Below are 15,844 nucleotides of genomic sequence, written 5' to 3'. Positions count from 1 at the left end.
GATTTTCAACCATGTGGCAAGGGGTGTTGTGTGGCTTGCTGGCGGGCGCGCTGTGGGGCATGGTGTTCATCGCGCCGGAATTCCTGCGCGCGTTCACGCCGCTGGAAATGGCCTGCGGCCGCTATATCGCCTACGGGCTGATCGCCGCCGCGCTGATGTCGACGCGCCTGCTGCCGCTGCTGCGCCGGCTCGACCGCGCCGACATCAGCGCCATGGTCAAGCACGCGCTGGCCGGCAACATCGTCTATTACATGTTGCTCGCGCTGGGCGTCAAGTTCGCCGGCGTGGCGGCCACCTCGCTGATCATTGGCGTGTTGCCGATCTCGGTCACGCTGATGGGCCAGAAAGACCACGGCGCGGTGCCGCTGAAACAGCTGACCTGGCCGCTATTGCTGGTTGCAGCCGGCATCGCCTGCATCAATCTCGACGTCTTCACCCATGATGCCGGCAACGGCTTGCCGCTGGGGCAGAAACTGTTCGGCGTATCGTGCGCGGCCGGCGCGCTGGCGTGCTGGACCTGGTACTCGGTCGACAACACCCGCTACCTGAAGCGCAATCCCCACTTCAGCAGCGGCGAATGGTCGGCGCTGTACGGCGTGTCCAGCGGCCTGATCGCGCTGGTGATCGCGCTGGCCGCGCTGGCCTTGTTCCTCGGCGACGTGACCGGCGCGGCAGCGCAAGCCAGCGGGCGCGACTGGACGCTGTTCTGGACCGTCAACGGGATCATTGCGCTCGGCGCCTCGGCCATCGGCAACCACTTGTGGAATGTCGCCAGCCGCAAGGTGCCGCTGACCTTGTCCGGCCAGTTGATCCTGTTTGAAACGCTGTTCGCGCTGCTGTACGGCTTCATCTACAAGCAGCAGTGGCCGCGCGGGCTGGAAATCGCCGCCATGGCATTACTGGTGGCGGGCGTGATGTGGTCGGTGCGCATCCACGCGCTGGATGAGCCCGGCGCTGCCCACGCCGATTAATGCGAGTCGAGCAGGCCGTTCTCGCTCAGGACGTCCTGCACCAGTTCCAGGCGCAGCACCGGGTTCTCCTGCAACAGCAGGCGCTGTTTCTCTTCCAGGTCGAGCCGCAACAGCTCGCACCAGCGGTTGGCCACCCAGCCCGCCTCGTCCAGCCGGTACGGCGGCGCCAGCGACATATTGGCGGTCGAAATCTGTTTCTTTTGAAGCGAGCGGATCAGCGCGCCCAGCGCATTGGCGACGTCCTGCTGTTCGCTCGGAATCGGTACGACCATGTCTTCCGCCACCTCGTCGACCTCGGCCATCCACAGCCCATGCTTGAGCTGCTCGGCGGATTTGATCTGGAAGCGCGTGGTGCCGATGCAGGAGATTTGCAGCAGCCCCGGCAACGGCGCCGCCCAATCCATGATGCGCGCCATGGTGCCGCAGGCGGACAATGTTTCATGCTGATCCGGCAAGCGCACTTCGCTGCCATCGAGCAGCGAGACGACGCCGAATTCCTCGCCCTTGGCGATGCAGCGTTTGACCAGATCCAGATAACGCACTTCAAACACCTGCAAGGGCAAATGCCCATCAGGGAAGAGAATTGTTTTCAGTGGAAACAGTGGAATGGATGGCATGTCGCAATCATCTCACGAAATGCATCAGTCTGGCTCACGGCCGATGAAAAAGAATAAAGCTGGTGCCCGGTTTATTCAATATAAACCCTGGCCACCAGCTTTGGCAAAATGATTACTTAATCAGATAATCGTCTTTGTTCTTGCCTTCAAGCCATTTTGGCGCGCGGCCACGGCCGGTCCAGGTTTGGCCGGTGGCGTCGTCACGGTATTTGGTTGGTACCGGCGCGCGCGGTTTGGACGTTTTAGCCTTGGCTACGCCGCTCAGATCCGCAATGGTCAGGCCATAGTCGCGCATGATGCTGGCGATTTTCTCTTTCGCCTGTGCGATTTCATCTTTGCGCGCGGTTTCGGCCAGATTTTCCAGCTCGGCGATCTTGGCTTTGTATTCCTGGTAAGTCGTCATCTTATTTCCTTCTTATCGATGGGTTGGATTTAAAAACCACAAGTGACAATGTGTGAGATTTGATAGCCGCAATTTACCATAACTTGACGAAGATATTCCACAGATATCCAAACAAATACCAATATAGCGATAAAAACGGATATTTTCCACAACTGTGTGCGGTGTAATAGAAGAATAAGGCGCGGCGAGAATCTAGTACCGCGTCATTCCCGCGCAGGCGGGAATCCATGTTGAGCGAACTGGCACGCGTTCTTTGGATTCCCGCCTGCGCGGGAATGACGGGGGCGTGGTTAAAACCGGGTTTCCACGGTGAGCCGGAACTGGGTTTCCCCGGCGGCCACGCTGATCCGGTTCAGCGTGCCGTTGGCGTCGTTATAGATACTCTCGGTGGTGTAATCCTGCGCCAATAAATTCGAAATGGCGAAGCGCAGCTTATTCTGCTCGTCCAGCTTCCACAGCGCATAAACATCCAGATCGCGCCGCACCGACGTATAGCCGCCCTGCGTGCCGCTGACGCGCGCCAGACCGCCGTTGCGGAAACTGAAATTACTACCGGTGCTCAATTGGCCATCCGGCGTTTTATAGTCGATGCCAATAGTGGCGCTGAGCGGCACCTGCTGGTCGAGACGGTTGTCCGGCCCCGGCACCGCGTCCACGCGCGACCAGTTGCGGCTGATGCTGGCGCGCAGATCGAGCCTGGGCGCATCATCCATCAGCACGCTGGCCGGCAGCTTGGCCTCCAGTTCGATGCCGCGCGTCTCGGCGCGGCCATCGTTGATCGCGTTCGCCACCCAGCGGCCATCCTCGTAGAACAAGCCCTGATGCGTGTAGTTTTCGATGCGGCGCACCGAGGCGCTGGCGCTCAGCAGGCCGCCCTCGCCCCAGTAATGCTCGAACGAGGCGTCGAGGCCCAGCGCCAGCTCCGGCTTCAGGTTGGGATTGCCGCGGCGATCCGGCTCGGTCGGGCTGTTGTTGGTGGACGTCGAGCGGCGCGGAATCAGCGACGCGGTCGATGGCGCTTTATAAGTGCGGGTCAGCGCCAGGCGGATCTGGTCTTTCTTGTTGGGCAGCTTGATCAGCGTCTGCATCAATGGGCTGAGCACGCTGGAGCGGTTCTCGACGGCATCCACGGCGCCGCCATCGGCGCGCGTGTCCAGTCCTTCCCAGCGCACGCCGGCGTAGACCGACCAGTTGGGCGTGATATTCCATTCATCCTGGCCATACAGCGCAAGCCGCGTGACGCGGGCGTCGAATCCTTCATCGCTGTTCATCGGCATGCTGCCGGGCAGGTCGGCGTCGCGCTGGATGCGCAGATCGTCGCGCTCAGTCACGCCGGCGTCCCAGCCGAGCGACAGCGCGTGCTCGGTGGCATCCGCCTCCTTGTCGGGCTTGCCGAAGGTGAATGGCGTCGAATACTTGCCCTGGGTGCTGAAGCCCTGCTCGCGGCTTTCCGAGTGTACAACGCGGTACAGCGTGGCAAGCTCGCCGTGGTTGCCGCCCAGCTGGTGCGAATCCGAGGTGTTGCGGTTGGCGCTGACGGCCGCCTTCAGGTCCAGCTTGGCGCCCTCCTCCAGCTTGTGTATCCAGTTCAGCTCGGTGCGGGCGAAGCCGCCGTGGTTGCTGTAGCTGCTGTCGATGCGGTCGTAGTCCGGGCCTTCGCCGAACTCCACTTCCGTGCGGCTGCGGCTGTTGCTGTTGAAGCGGTTCCAGTTGACGAACGATTGCGAAGTCAGCGTGTCGCCATTGTCCAGCGCCCAGTTGATGCGCGGCGACAGATTGAAGCCTTCGCCGCGGCCCGCGTCTTGCCAGGTGGCGGTGCGCGCCAGGTCCGGCATGCCGTCGGCGTCGGTGCCGGTTTCCAGCGTCGGCGTGGCGCGGTCATACATGAAGCGCCAGGCGTTGGCGCCCAGCGAGTACGAAGTGGCGCCATTCTTGTCCGACATTTGCAGGCTGGCGCTCGGCGAGCTGGCGCGGCTGCTCTTGGACTGGCTGAACTTCACCTCGCGCTGCGCGGATTTCAGCGCCTTCTTCAACACAATATTGATGGTGCCGGCGATCGACTGCGTGCTGAACTCGGCGCTGGCGGCGCGCAGCACCTCGATGCGTTCAATTACGTCCGGCGCCAGCGAGTCGATGGCAAAGCCGGCCGGCGCGCGTTCGCCGTTAATCAGAATCTGCGTGTAACCGGCGCCGAGTCCGCGCATGCGGATTTCGCCGCCGCTGCGGCCAGCCGCGCCGCCGACCGTAATGCCGGGCAGGCGCTTGAGCACGTCATTGACCGAGGTATCGCCATATTTCTGTATTTCCTCGGCGCTAACCACGGTTTTGCTGGCGGTATCATCGCGCCGCGCGTCATATTTTGCGGCGGAGCCTTTTATCTCCACTTTCATCATTTGCTCGGCGGGCTTGGGCTGTTCGACATCGGCCCGGGCGGCGGTAACACCAAGGGAAATCGCGGCGGCGGCTATTTGCGTCAAACGAATAGGCATGATGCGGGCTCGGCAAGTTTTGGAATGCCTGAAATTATGCCTCCATTCAATGGAGATAATTCAGTTTTTAACAAGGTTTCGCGAAATTTCATAACGCCGCCTCGCGAATATGACAATTCCGGGCGCTATAATGCGCGATCGTTAATTTGCATGGATTTGCTATCGTGTCCGATCGCCTCGCCGTCTTGCCGCAGTATTTGCTCCCCAAGGGAGCGCTGACCAATTTCGCCGGGCGCGTCGCCGGCGCCAGGGGCGGCGCTTATACGACCCGCCTGATCCGCTGGTTTGTCGGTCGCTACAACGTCAATATGGACGAGGCGCTCGATTCGAATATCGCCAATTACAAGACGTTTAACGAATTCTTTACCCGCGCGCTGCGCCCGGACGCGCGCCCGCTGGCGGACGCCGCTTACGTCTGCCCGGTAGACGGCCGCATCAGCCAGTTCGGCGATATCGAGGACGACCAGATTTTCCAGGCCAAGGGCCATAAATTCAGCACCACCGCGCTGGTCGGCGGCGACGCCCAGCTGGCCGCGCAATTCCAGCATGGCAGCTTCGCCAATCTGTACCTGAGCCCGCGCGATTACCACCGCATCCACATGCCGATCGATGGCAAGCTGACCCGCATGATCTATGTGCCGGGCGAGCTGTTTTCGGTCAATCCGACCACCGCGCGCGGCATCCCCGGCCTGTTCGCCCGCAACGAGCGCGTGGTGTGCGTGTTCGACACCGCCCACGGCCCGTTTGTCATGACGCTGGTGGGCGCCACCATCGTTGGCAGCATGGCGACCGTGTGGCATGGCGTGGTCAATCCGCCACGGCTGCCGCAAGTGACCGAATGGCAGTACGCCGACCAGAACATCGTGCTGAAAAAAGGCGACGAGCTGGGCCGCTTCCTGCTCGGCTCCACCGTCGTCATGCTGTTCCAAAAAGATGTGCTGAAGTTCAACCCGGACTGGCAGCCAGCCGCGCCCGTCAAGCTGGGCGAACAGATGGCGCAGCTAAAGTAAGCGCAAGGCGCGCTTGCACACCCGTCCAGCCAGCCTGATCGTCCTGAATATCGTCATGCCAGCTGGCATCGCGCCGTTGTTCGTTGCCTAAACGTCGGCGAACGCCCCTTCCAGCATATCGAGGAAGACGCGGGTTTTGGCCGGCATCAGGCGGCGGCCGGGGAACACCGCCCAGCCGGTCACGGTCGGGAAGGACCACTCCGGCAGCACCCGCACCAGTTCCCCGCGTTGCAGATACGGCCGCGCCACCGCCTCGGTCGAGGCGCCGATGCCGATGCCGGTGGCCGTCATGCGCACCAGCAGCTCCGGTGAATTGGCCAGCAGCCGCACCGGCAGCTCGCGCTCCCATTCGGTTTTACCGCGCGACATCGTCCAGCGTATCAGCCCGTTAACAGCGCGGCGGCAGGCTCAACAGGTCGTGCTTGTACAAATCATCCGGATGCTCCGGCAGGCCGCGCAGATTGGTGTAGCGCGGCGACGCGTACAAGGCCCACGAGCTGAAGGTGATGCGCCGCGCCGCCAGCGTGGCGTCGTCCGGCAGATTGCCCATGCGGATGGCCAGGTCGAAGCCTTCCGCCACCAGGTCCACCCGGCGCGGCGACAAGTCCAGCTCCAGCGAAATGGCCGGATAGCGGTCCATGAATTGGGCCAGCACGGTGCTGACCGCCACGTTGGCGAAGTCGGCCGGCATCGACACCCGCAACAGGCCGCTCGGCGCCACCTGCCGGTGCTGCACCAGCGCGCCGGCGGCCTCGGTTTCGTCGGCCACCTTCTGCGCGTGTTCCAGCAGGCTGGCGCCAAATTCGGTCAACACCAGCTTGCGCGTGGTGCGCTGAAGCAGCCGCTCGCCCAGCTTGCCTTCGAGTAGCGTGATGCGCCGCGACACCGTCGATTTGGGCAATTGCACCCGTTCCGCCGCCAGGCTGAAGCTGCCGCACTCGACAATTCGGGCAAACAACAACAGGTCGCCAGGGTCGATTTCCATCACATTGTTCCATCAGTGGATTAATGTTATCCATTTTAACGCCTTCCGGATGGAATTTGAAACGGTTAAAGTTACTCCATCGACGCAGCACTCACCAATATTTAAGGAGCAACACCATGAACATCCTGCAAATCAACTCCAGCGCCCGCAGCACCGGTTCCGAATCGACCCGTCTGGCCGACGCCCTGGTCGCCAAAATCAGCGCCGCCAATCCAGGCGCCAGCGTCACCCGCCGCGATCTGGCCGCCAACCCGCACCCGGTGCTGGACGAAGTCGCGCTGCAGGCCCTGTTCACCCCGGCCGACCAGCGCAGCGCCGAACAAGCCGCCCGCGTGGCGCTGGACGATGCGCTGATCGCCCAGGCGCAGGCAGCGGATGTGATCGTGATCGGCGCGCCGACCTACAACTTCGGCATCACCGCCCAGCTGAAAACCTGGTTCGACGCGATTGCCCGCGCCGGCGTGACCTTCAAGTACGGCCCGACCGGCCCGGTCGGCCTGCTGACCGGCAAGAAAGTCTATGTGGCGCTGTCGCGCGGCGGCATCCACCGCGACGGCCCGACCGACACCCAGCTGGCCCATATCAAGATGTTCCTGGGCTTTGTCGGCCTGACCGATGTGCAATACGTGTTCGCCGAAGGCCTGGGCATGGGTCCGGAAGCGGTAGCCAAGGCGCAAGCCCAGGCAGAAGCAGAAATCAACGCCGTACTGGTGTAAGCAGCAGCGGCTGCGCAGCAACCAACATTGGAGAATGACATGACTGTTCAAGCAAGCGACAAAGTAAGCGCCCCACGCGGCGTGGAACGCATCATCACCGGCCAGGCCGTGATGGATGGCGCCGGCGTCAAGATCAATCGCGTGTTGACCCAGACGCTGCAGCGCCGCCTCGATCCCTTCCTGATGCTGGACAACTTCGGCAGCGACCAGGCCAACGACTACATCGCCGGCTTCCCGAGCCATCCGCACCGCGGCTTCGAAACGGTGACGTATATGATCGAAGGCCGCATGCGCCATAAAGACAGCGCCGGCAACGAAGGCCTGCTGACCAACGGCGGCGTGCAGTGGATGACCGCCGGCCGCGGCGTGATCCACTCCGAAATGCCGGAGCAGGAAGACGGCGTGATGGAAGGCTTTCAGCTGTGGCTGAACCTGCCCGCCAAGGACAAGCTGCGCGATCCGTGGTACCGCGACTTCAACGGCGCCGACGTGCCGGTGTTCAGCACCGAGGCCGGCGCCAGGGTCAAGGTGATCGCCGGCCGTTCGCATGGCGTGGACGGCGCGGTGCAGCGCGAAGTGACCGCGCCGCTGTACCTCGACGTCGACCTGCCGGCCGGCGCGTCGTTCAGCCAGGTGCTGCCGGAAGGCCATAACGCCTTTATCTTCACCTATCGCGGCGCCGCGAGCGTCGGCGACAAGGCGGTAGCCGCCGGCCGCATGGCGATCCTGGCCAACACCAAGGGCGCCGACGGCGTGACCATCACGGCCGATGAAGCCAGCCGCTTCATCCTGATCGCCGGCCAGCCGCTGAACGAGCCGATCGCGCAGTACGGCCCGTTCGTGATGAACACGCAAGCTGAAATCTTCGCCGCCGTGGAAGATTTCCGCGCCGGTAAACTGGGCGAGGAAGCCCACGCGTAACTGTTACAACAGCCACCAGGTGCAGACCGCCTGCGCCTGGGGCTGCCGATTTGTATCTCTCCCTATTTGGCCGGGCCCTGCCCCGGCCGTTTTTTTGCGATAATCGCGGCATTACAGGAGAGATACATGAAACAGTGGTTATATCTGGGCGTCGCCATCCTATCGGAAACCATCGCCACCTCGGCGCTGAAGTCCAGCGAGGGGTTTTCGCGGCTGCTGCCGTCCCTGCTGGTGGTGGCGGGTTATGGCATTGCCTTCTATTTCCTGTCGCTGACCTTGCGCTCGATCCCGGTCGGCATCGCCTATGCGGTCTGGTCCGGCGTCGGCATTGTGCTGATCACGCTGGTCGGCTGGCTGGTGTTCGGCCAGAAGCTGGACTTGCCGGCGCTGATCGGCATGGGCCTGATCGTGGCCGGCGTGGTGGTGATGAACGTATTTTCGAAAGCGGCCGCCCACTGATGATGCCGATTCTGCTGAAATGGCTGCGCCGCCTGAGCCACATGCTCGGCTTCGAAACCGCCGACTCCTTCCCGCCCGGCCATCCCTACGAACGCACGCGCTGGAACGGCGCCTATTTCGACATCGCCTCCGACGTCAAGCCGGAGCAGATCGAAAACCGGCTATGCGACGCCATCAGCAACACGCCGCTGGTGTTCGGCTACATCACCAATCCGACGCCGCGCATGCAGCGCGCGCTGCTGGCGGTGCTGGAAGAGCGCATGCGCATCAACCGCGGCCGCGCCAGCGAACTGGCGGCGCTGCTGGTGCTGGCCTACGAAAGCCCGCACATCGCCGAAGTGATCCCGGGCCTGCGCGGCGTGGTCGAATCGACCGCCGGCTACGACCTCGGCGACCGCGCCCGCGCCGTCATGGCCTTCCTCGGCTCCACGCAGTCGCCGTTTGACGTGATCGAGATGAACTAGCCGGGCGGCATAGCCGGCTTAGCAGGCGGATATGGCCATGGTCAGCACGCCGTTTGAAACCGTCAGCACCGCCGCGCAATTGGCCGGTATGGCCACGTTCTGGCTGTGGCAGGAATAATACTGCGCCGGCCCCAGCCGGATGTGGTCGATGGCCGCGCTGATGCCGGTGCTGATGGTGTACGCCGCCAGCACCAGGTCCGGCGCGGTGACGAACTTCAGCGTCACATCCTGGCCGGTATTGTTAAGAAAAACCGTCTTGGCCGGCTTGACCGTCTTCCGCGACGGCGTCTCCGTAAAGCAGATATTCATCGTTACAGCACCCGGAACAGGCCGGCCGGACGGTCCGGGCTGTTGCGCACCATGCCGACATTGATGCGCTGGCCGTCGTCCACCGGCAGGCTGGCGGCCTGCAACTGTGTCAGGTTGTAGTCGGCGCCGGCGTGCGCGTCCGCCAGCCAGGCGACCGTCGCCAGGCCGCGCGCCATCATCGTATCGCAGCAGATGGCCGCGCCGTACACGCCGACCTGGTACTTGCGCTCGGCCGGGCCGGCCGCGCCAAACGCCTGATTGACGCCCTCGAAATAGCGGGTGGCCGCGTCGCAGCCGCTGGCCTCGGGCGCGGCAAAGTAAATGGCCGAGCCGGACGGCTGGGCGATCATCGCCTGCGCCATCAGGTAAGCGGCGGCGCCGTCGGCGCATCCCTGCGCGCGGCTGAAATAGCTGGGGTGCACGTCCGGCGTCTCCCACACCACGCCAATCTGGATGCCGGCCTCGGTCAGCGCGCGCGCCTCGGCCAGCGACAGGCTCTTGCCGGCCTGATGGGTGTAATGGCGGATGGCGAAGTCGATGCCCTGTTGCTTGATGGCGATTGCATATTGCGTCAGTTCAAACGGGGCTTTCACGCCGGTTAAAACAGTCATGGGTTCTCCGTAACGTTTGTAAAACTTTGGTCATATAAAACCTTAACTATTTCTCTAGAGATAGTGTTAGTATTTACACGGAACAACTCTACCCAGACCCGGCCGAGTCAGCCTTCTGGAAACCTTCCGGAAACTAAGTCATTGATTTTTAAAGGTAGGAATGAAGCACAAGAGTTTTCGTTTTGGCGAGTGGCGGGTGGACCCCGCGACCAATACGCTCAGTTGCGGTGTGTTAAACCGGCAACTGGAGCCGCGCGCCATGGACGTTTTGTTGTACTTGTGCCGCCATCCGCACGTGGTCGTTTCCGCTGAAACCCTGCTTGACGCCTGCTGGGGCGACGTCTCGCCCAGCGACAACGCCATCCACAAAATCATTACCCAGCTGCGCCGCGCGCTGGACGATTCGGCCACCGAGCCGCGCTACATCGAAACCATCCGCAAGCGCGGCTACCGCCTGCTGGCCGAACTCAGCTACGACGACGAGGTCAGTCAGGGCAGCTGGCTGCACAGTTCGCCTTTCCGGGGGCTGGAAGCGTTCGAGGAACAGCACGCCGCCATCTTCTTCGGCCGCAAGGTCAGCGTCGACCAGCTGGTGCAGGTGGTGGTGGCGCAAGCCCAGGCCGCCTGCGCGATGGTGCTGGTGCTGGGACCGTCCGGCGCCGGCAAGACCTCGCTGGTGCAGGCCGGCCTGATTCCGGCGCTGAAAGCCGGCGCCGCCCCGGCCGACTCCGGCATCGCCATCAGCGCCCACGTCCAGCTCGACTGCGCCGACATGGGCCAGTCCGGCCTGCTGGAAACGCTGGCCAGCGTGCTGCTGGACGCCGAAATCGACGACAGGCTGCTGTTTGAGAACACCAGCGCCGCCGGCCTGGCGCAGCGCCTCGCGCACGACCTGCCGCTGCTGATCGAGCAATTGCAGCGCCGCGTGCCTTCCATCCGGCTGCTGCTGTTCATCGACCGCTTCGAAGCCGTGTTCCGGCTGCCGCACGTCACCGACGTCGAGCGCGCAGTGTTCATCAACGTGCTGGACCAGCTGGCGCGCTCCGGCTGCATGCAGCTGGTGCTGGCCTGCCGCAACGACTTTTACCCGCATCTGGCGTCCTACCCGGCGCTGATGAATCTGAAACTCAGCGGCGGCCACTTCGACCTGTCACCGCCGGGCAGCGCCGACATCGGGCAGATCGTGCGCCACCCGGCGCAGGTGGCGCAGCTGCGCTACACCGTCGACGACAACGGCGAAGGCCTGGACGAGGTACTCTGCCAGGCCGCCCGCTCCGGCCCGGACAGCCTGCCGCTGCTGCAATACTGCCTGCAGGAGCTGTACCGCCAGCGCACCGCCGACGGCGAGCTGACGCACGCCGCCTTCCACGCCATGGGCGGCCTCGAAGGCGCCATCGGCGCCCGCGCCGAGCAAGTCATCTCCGCGCTGGGCACGGCGCAAATTGCCGCCCTGCCCCACGTGCTGTCGCAACTGGTGCTGGTGGCGGAAGACGAATCGACGGTCAGCTCGCGCCGCGTGCCATGGTCGGCGCTGCGCAACGACGCCGAGAACAAGCTGGTGCAGGCGTTGGTGGACGCCCACCTATTCGTCAGCGACCTGCAAGGCGGCGCGCCGTTCTTCGGCATCGCCCACGAAGCGCTGCTGCGGCGCTGGCCGCGCGTGGTCGAATGGATCGAGGAGCACCGCCAGGCGCTGCAAATCCGCAGCCGCATCAGCGCGCAGGCCAGGCGCTGGCAAGAAAGCGGTCGCCAGCGCGATATGCTGCTGCCGTCCGGCACCCAGACCAACCAGGCCCGGCAATTGGTAAACACCAGCGGCTTCCATTTCACCGCCGAAGAACAAGGATTCGTCGAAGCATCGCTGCAAAGCGGGCGCCGGGCAGAGCGCATGCGCATGGGCGTGATGGTGGTCGTCACCGCATTGGCCTTGCTGGCCGGCGGCCTCGGCCTTGCCGCCCGCTCGGCGCAGACCCTGGCGGAATCGCACCGCGTCGAAGCCGAGGACTTGCTGGGCTATATGCTGGGCGACTTCGTCGAGAAACTGCGCCCCCTGGGCAAGCTGGACTTGCTCGACAGCGTCAGCAATCGCGCTCTCAAGTATCTGTCCGATTCGTCGCGCGAAAATGACAGCGACACCGCGCTGGCGCAGCGCGCCAAATCGCTGCAGGTCATCGCCGAAGTGCGTATCGCCCGCGCCGACCCGTCCGGCGCCAGTACGGCATTGCTGGCCGGGCGCCATATTCTTCAGGCCCAGCTTCAGCGCCACCCTGCCGACCTGAAGTTACTTAAAAGCGCTGGCGAAAATGCTTTCTGGCTGGGGCAAATCCATCTCGATCAGAAGGAGTGGGACCCGGCCCGCCGGTATTTCGAGGAATACCGCGACTATGCCGATCGCCAGGCCGCCCTGGCGCCGCAATCTGTCGATGCCTGGATCGAACAGTCCTACGCGCACAGCAATCTGGGCACGGTTGCGCTGCGCAGCGGCGATTTGCAGCGCGCGGCAAGCGAGTTCGCCCTGTCTGTCGATTTGAAGCACCGCGCCTACCAGCAGCAACCGGGCAATAACCGCCTGGCGGCGGATCTTGCAAACGGCTTGTCGTGGCAGGCCAGCGCGCATATGCAGTTGGGCAAACTCCGTCTTGCCGAGGAGTTGAACGATCGCGCCCTCGGCCTGCTGGAGAAACTCTACCAAGCCAACCCGATGGAATCACTGTGGCTCAACAAGCTGGCCGCGACCTGGGCCCATCAGTCGGAATTGCGGCAGGCCAGCGGCGACCTCGCCGGCAGCAGCAAGGCCAGCGCGCAAGCGTATGCATTCCGCCGCTCCATGGTGGAAAAGGACGGCAGCAACCGCATCTGGCAACGCAACCTGTATGCCGCCGAGTTGCGGCTGATCGAGACGAATGGCAGCGAGCAAAAGCCGCTTGAAGTGATGGCGCGGCTCGATAAGCTTCACCATAATGTCAGTGAACTGAGCCGCCTGGAACCCAAGAAACTGGCTTTGCAGGTGTTGATCGCCAATGTAGAGAAGAAGAAGGCCGGCATTTACCTACAACAAAGCCAGCCGGCAAAAGCGGTGGAAACCCTGGCCCCTGCGCTGCGCAGGCTGCAACAGCTCTACCAGTCCACCCCGACCGACATCTCGATCCGCAACACCTTGGTGGACGCCCTGTTGTTAAGCGCGGACCTGGCTGCGGCGCAAACTGGCGACGATAGCGGACAGCCGTGCCAGACCGTGCGCGGCATGCTTGAACCGTTGCTGCGCGACAGCGCCGATTTTCAGGTGCTGGCGCCGTGGGTAAAAGCCCATGCCTGCCTGGGGCAGCTGGACGCCGCCGCACCATCACAAACACAGCTGAAGGCGATGGCCTATCGCGATCCGGCATATCTGAACTATATTTCGACCCACCAACCAAAGAAAGGCAGTTTATGAGCAAGCTGATTGCAAGCACCCCGTTCATCAATGTTTCAGTGAAAGTGCGTCCCGGCAGCGTGCCCGGCACCTACAAGGTGGAAACCGCGCCCGCCGTCCTGAGCATCAAGCAGCCGGACACGGTGATTAACTACCAGATCGTCGACTCCGGCGAGAACAACATCGTTTTCAACCGGAAAAACCCGATGACCGTGGTGCCGGCCGATAACGATCAGCTGAGCCCACCGGCCGCCGGCATCAGCGGCAAGGTCCTGAGCTTCAATGACGCCAATACGTCGAAGATGACCATCAATATCAACCTGAACTTCGTCGATGAGCGTGGCGTTGAATTCAGCCACGATCCGGAAGTCGACAACGATCCGGACTAAATACTCCCGGTCCGGCAGCCACGCTTGCCGGACCGCCTACAGAGGAACCCACATGACAGCGGCGGCCGGATTTCAGTTTCATGCTCGGCACTACGGTGGCCAGCCGGCGGCGATCCGCCTGATAATCACCGGCGCCGTGCATGGAAACGAGACTTGCGGCGCCCGCGCCCTACAGCGCTTGATGGCGCAGCTTGACAGCGGCGAACTCGTGATTCGCCGCGGCAGCCTGACCCTGGTGCCAGTGGCCAATCCGCTGGCGTATGCCAAAGGCGAGCGCGAGGGCGACCGCAATCTGAACCGCAATCTGTTCCCCACCGCCGATCCGCAGGATTTTGAGGACTATGCGGCAAACTGGCTCTGCCCGCTGTTGGCGCAACATGATGTGCTGCTGGATGTGCACTCGTTCAGCGGCGCCGGCGAACCGTTCGTGATGGTCGGGCCGCGCAACAACGATGGGCCGCTGGAGCCGTTCCGGCATGAGCAGCAGGAGCGCGCGCTGGCACGGCGGCTTGGCGTGCGGCGCTTTGTCGACGGCTGGCTGCGCACTTACGACGCCGGCGTGCGGCGGCGCATCGGCAACAGCAGCCAGTTGCAGACCGTGCTGCGCTACGGCATGGGCACTACCGAATACATGCGCTCGGTCGGCGGTTATGCGCTAACGCTGGAGTGCGGACAGCATACCGACCCACAGGCGCCCGAGGTGGCTTACCGCGCCATCCTGAACACGCTGGCCTTTCTCGGCATGATCGATGCCCCGGCGCCGGCGCCGGTCGCGCCCGGGCAAATGGAGGCACTGAGCATGGTCGCGGTCTACGACAAGCAGCATGCCGGCGACCGGTTCAGCCGCGCCTGGGCCAGCTTCGACGAGGTCAGGCAAGGCGAGCAAATCGGCCGGCGCGCCGATGGCACAGCGGTGCTGGCCGAATTCGATGGCCGCATCCTGTTTCCGGACGCGGCCGCTGGCGCCAACAGCGAGTGGTACTACCTGACCCGCCCCAACCCGGCGTTTTAAGCGGTCGAGACTTTCAGGCCGATGATGCCGCCGACGATCATGGCGATGCAGGTCAGCCGCACGATGCTGGCCGGCTCATGCAGCACGACGATGCCATACACCACCGTGCCCACGGTGCCGATGCCGGTCCAGATCGCATACGCCGTGCCCAGTGGCAGCGTGCGCAGCGCCAGGCCCAGCATGCCGACGCTGCCGGCCATGGCGGCCAGCGTCAGCACCGACGGCGCCAGCTTGCTGAAGCCTTCGGTGTATTTCAGGCCGACCGCCCATACCACTTCCAGCAAGCCGGCCAAAATCAGGACAATCCAGGTCATGTGTCTACTCCCGTTGCGGCCGGGTCGTCCAGGCCAGGTGAAACGCCGCAACGGGCGTCGCGCTCCCGGTCATGCGGGGTCGTCCCCGCGGAAGCACAAGAGGCCGAACTATATCATTCTGGCAAAATTGGTGCAGGGCCTCTAGCCGCGGCCGGCCCTGGCAGGCGATAATGTTCGATCAACATACAACGAGGAGCACTCATGCACTTGGCAGCCCAGATCGTCACCGCGCTGGTCGCGCTGATCCACGTCTACATCGTCCTGCTGGAAACCGTGCTGTTCAATTCGCGCGGCCGCCGCGTCTTCGGCCTGAACAAGGAGAAGGCGGAAGTCATGCGGGCGGCGATGTCGAACCAGGGCTGCTATAACGGCTTTCTGGTCGCCGCGCTGGCGCTCGGCTTGCTGCATCCGGACGCGGCCATCGCCTCGGCCTTTACCGTCTTCGGCCTGGCGTGCGTGGCGGTGGCCGGCGCCTGGGGCGCGGCCACGGTCAAGCGCTCTATCCTGCTGATCCAGACCGTGCCGGCCGCCATCGGCCTGGCGCTGCACTTCGCGGCCTGAGCATGCAGACCCGGGTGAACTGGCTGCTGATGGGCTGCGCCGCCGCCGCGCTGGTCTTCACCGGCTACAGGGAGATCAGCCGCAAGCCGCAAGCGCACGTGGTCAACGACGCCGGCTGCACGCCGCAGGCGATCAAAAGCATCGACAACATCACCGAGCGCGCGATCCAGTCGGCGCAGTGCGCGCAGCGCGCCCGATAAG

General features: G+C 63.6%; 19 protein-coding genes. 11 read left to right on the top strand and 8 right to left on the bottom strand.

Features of this window, described 5'->3' with window-relative positions:
* Positions 1-11: 11 nt before the first annotated feature.
* On the top strand, positions 12-971 hold the full coding sequence (locus tag ACRQ5J_RS12940) for a DMT family transporter (protein ID WP_432377337.1): 960 nt from the start codon (positions 12-14) through the stop codon (positions 969-971).
* Here the strand turns inward: ACRQ5J_RS12940 and ACRQ5J_RS12935 are convergent.
* The 3 genes from ACRQ5J_RS12935 to ACRQ5J_RS12925 all read right to left on the bottom strand — a co-directional run bounded on the left by ACRQ5J_RS12935 (position 968) and on the right by ACRQ5J_RS12925 (position 4,480).
* A complete protein-coding gene (locus ACRQ5J_RS12935) occupies positions 968-1,588 on the bottom strand; it encodes an LON peptidase substrate-binding domain-containing protein (RefSeq protein WP_432377336.1) in 621 nt (206 codons plus the stop codon). The genes ACRQ5J_RS12940 and ACRQ5J_RS12935 overlap by 4 nt on opposite strands.
* A gap of 112 nt (positions 1,589-1,700) precedes the next feature.
* Positions 1,701-1,991, bottom strand: coding sequence for an H-NS family nucleoid-associated regulatory protein (locus ACRQ5J_RS12930; RefSeq protein WP_432377335.1), 291 nt, complete (start codon positions 1,989-1,991; stop codon positions 1,701-1,703).
* A 290-nt stretch (positions 1,992-2,281) separates the two neighbouring features.
* Positions 2,282-4,480, bottom strand: a complete 2,199-nt coding sequence (locus ACRQ5J_RS12925) for a TonB-dependent receptor plug domain-containing protein (protein ID WP_432377334.1) — start codon at positions 4,478-4,480, stop codon at positions 2,282-2,284.
* Between the two features lie 164 nt (positions 4,481-4,644).
* On the opposite strand from ACRQ5J_RS12925, the gene asd reads away from it, so the two are divergent.
* A complete protein-coding gene (asd, locus tag ACRQ5J_RS12920) occupies positions 4,645-5,490 on the top strand; it encodes an archaetidylserine decarboxylase (protein ID WP_432377333.1) in 846 nt (281 codons plus the stop codon).
* An 87-nt stretch (positions 5,491-5,577) separates the two neighbouring features.
* Here asd and ACRQ5J_RS12915 read toward each other — a convergent pair whose 3' ends face one another.
* Both ACRQ5J_RS12915 and ACRQ5J_RS12910 read right to left on the bottom strand, forming a co-directional pair.
* On the bottom strand, positions 5,578-5,859 hold the full coding sequence (locus ACRQ5J_RS12915) for a LysR substrate-binding domain-containing protein (RefSeq protein WP_432377332.1): 282 nt from the start codon (positions 5,857-5,859) through the stop codon (positions 5,578-5,580).
* A gap of 19 nt (positions 5,860-5,878) precedes the next feature.
* On the bottom strand, positions 5,879-6,475 hold the full coding sequence (locus ACRQ5J_RS12910) for a LysR family transcriptional regulator (RefSeq protein ID WP_432377331.1): 597 nt from the start codon (positions 6,473-6,475) through the stop codon (positions 5,879-5,881).
* A gap of 116 nt (positions 6,476-6,591) precedes the next feature.
* Here ACRQ5J_RS12910 and ACRQ5J_RS12905 point away from each other — a divergent pair, with 116 nt between their 5' ends.
* The 4 genes from ACRQ5J_RS12905 to ACRQ5J_RS12890 all read left to right on the top strand — a co-directional run bounded on the left by ACRQ5J_RS12905 (position 6,592) and on the right by ACRQ5J_RS12890 (position 9,035).
* A complete protein-coding gene (locus ACRQ5J_RS12905; RefSeq protein ID WP_432377330.1) occupies positions 6,592-7,191 on the top strand; it encodes an FMN-dependent NADH-azoreductase in 600 nt (199 codons plus the stop codon).
* A gap of 39 nt (positions 7,192-7,230) precedes the next feature.
* On the top strand, positions 7,231-8,112 hold the full coding sequence (locus ACRQ5J_RS12900) for a pirin family protein (protein WP_432377329.1): 882 nt from the start codon (positions 7,231-7,233) through the stop codon (positions 8,110-8,112).
* Between the two features lie 126 nt (positions 8,113-8,238).
* Positions 8,239-8,571: an SMR family transporter gene (locus ACRQ5J_RS12895; protein WP_432377328.1), complete on the top strand. Its 333-nt coding sequence runs from the start codon at positions 8,239-8,241 to the stop codon at positions 8,569-8,571.
* On the top strand, positions 8,571-9,035 hold the full coding sequence (locus ACRQ5J_RS12890; protein ID WP_432377327.1) for a hypothetical protein: 465 nt from the start codon (positions 8,571-8,573) through the stop codon (positions 9,033-9,035). Before ACRQ5J_RS12895 ends, ACRQ5J_RS12890 begins: the two co-directional genes overlap by 1 nt.
* Positions 9,036-9,053: 18 nt before the next feature.
* On the opposite strand, the gene ACRQ5J_RS12885 is transcribed toward ACRQ5J_RS12890, so the two are convergent.
* Together ACRQ5J_RS12885 and ACRQ5J_RS12880 are read right to left on the bottom strand one after the other, a co-directional pair.
* Positions 9,054-9,344 carry a hypothetical protein gene (locus ACRQ5J_RS12885; protein WP_432377326.1) on the bottom strand — a complete coding sequence of 97 codons (291 nt, stop codon included), beginning with the start codon at positions 9,342-9,344 and terminating at the stop codon, positions 9,054-9,056.
* A gap of 2 nt (positions 9,345-9,346) precedes the next feature.
* Positions 9,347-9,955: a glycoside hydrolase domain-containing protein gene (locus ACRQ5J_RS12880; protein WP_432377325.1), complete on the bottom strand. Its 609-nt coding sequence runs from the start codon at positions 9,953-9,955 to the stop codon at positions 9,347-9,349.
* Positions 9,956-10,115: 160 nt separating this feature from the next.
* Between ACRQ5J_RS12880 and ACRQ5J_RS12875 the strand changes: the two genes are divergently transcribed.
* From ACRQ5J_RS12875 to ACRQ5J_RS12865, 3 genes are read left to right on the top strand one after another with little or no spacing between them, the layout of a single operon-like run.
* Entirely contained in the window at positions 10,116-13,388 is a 3,273-nt protein-coding gene (locus ACRQ5J_RS12875; protein ID WP_432377324.1) for a winged helix-turn-helix domain-containing protein, read from the top strand.
* Positions 13,385-13,756: a hypothetical protein gene (locus ACRQ5J_RS12870; protein ID WP_432377323.1), complete on the top strand. Its 372-nt coding sequence runs from the start codon at positions 13,385-13,387 to the stop codon at positions 13,754-13,756. Before ACRQ5J_RS12875 ends, ACRQ5J_RS12870 begins: the two co-directional genes overlap by 4 nt.
* Before the next feature lie 52 nt (positions 13,757-13,808).
* Complete coding sequence (locus ACRQ5J_RS12865) at positions 13,809-14,768, top strand: succinylglutamate desuccinylase (RefSeq protein WP_432377322.1); 960 nt, start codon at positions 13,809-13,811, stop codon at positions 14,766-14,768.
* On the opposite strand, the gene sugE is transcribed toward ACRQ5J_RS12865, so the two are convergent.
* Positions 14,765-15,082 carry a quaternary ammonium compound efflux SMR transporter SugE gene (sugE, locus tag ACRQ5J_RS12860; protein ID WP_432377321.1) on the bottom strand — a complete coding sequence of 106 codons (318 nt, stop codon included), beginning with the start codon at positions 15,080-15,082 and terminating at the stop codon, positions 14,765-14,767. The two genes, ACRQ5J_RS12865 and sugE, sit on opposite strands and share 4 nt — an antisense overlap.
* 201 nt (positions 15,083-15,283) lie before the next feature.
* Here sugE and ACRQ5J_RS12855 point away from each other — a divergent pair, with 201 nt between their 5' ends.
* Positions 15,284-15,643, top strand: a complete 360-nt coding sequence (locus tag ACRQ5J_RS12855; RefSeq protein WP_432377320.1) for a DUF1304 domain-containing protein — start codon at positions 15,284-15,286, stop codon at positions 15,641-15,643.
* A gap of 2 nt (positions 15,644-15,645) precedes the next feature.
* Entirely contained in the window at positions 15,646-15,843 is a 198-nt protein-coding gene (locus ACRQ5J_RS12850; RefSeq protein ID WP_432377319.1) for an entry exclusion lipoprotein TrbK, read from the top strand.
* Position 15,844: the final 1 nt, after the last annotated feature.

It is taken from the genome of Duganella sp. P38 (assembly GCF_050859475.1).
Lineage (GTDB): Bacteria > Pseudomonadota > Gammaproteobacteria > Burkholderiales > Burkholderiaceae_D > Rugamonas.
This window is presented reverse-complemented; position numbering and strand designations above follow the sequence as displayed.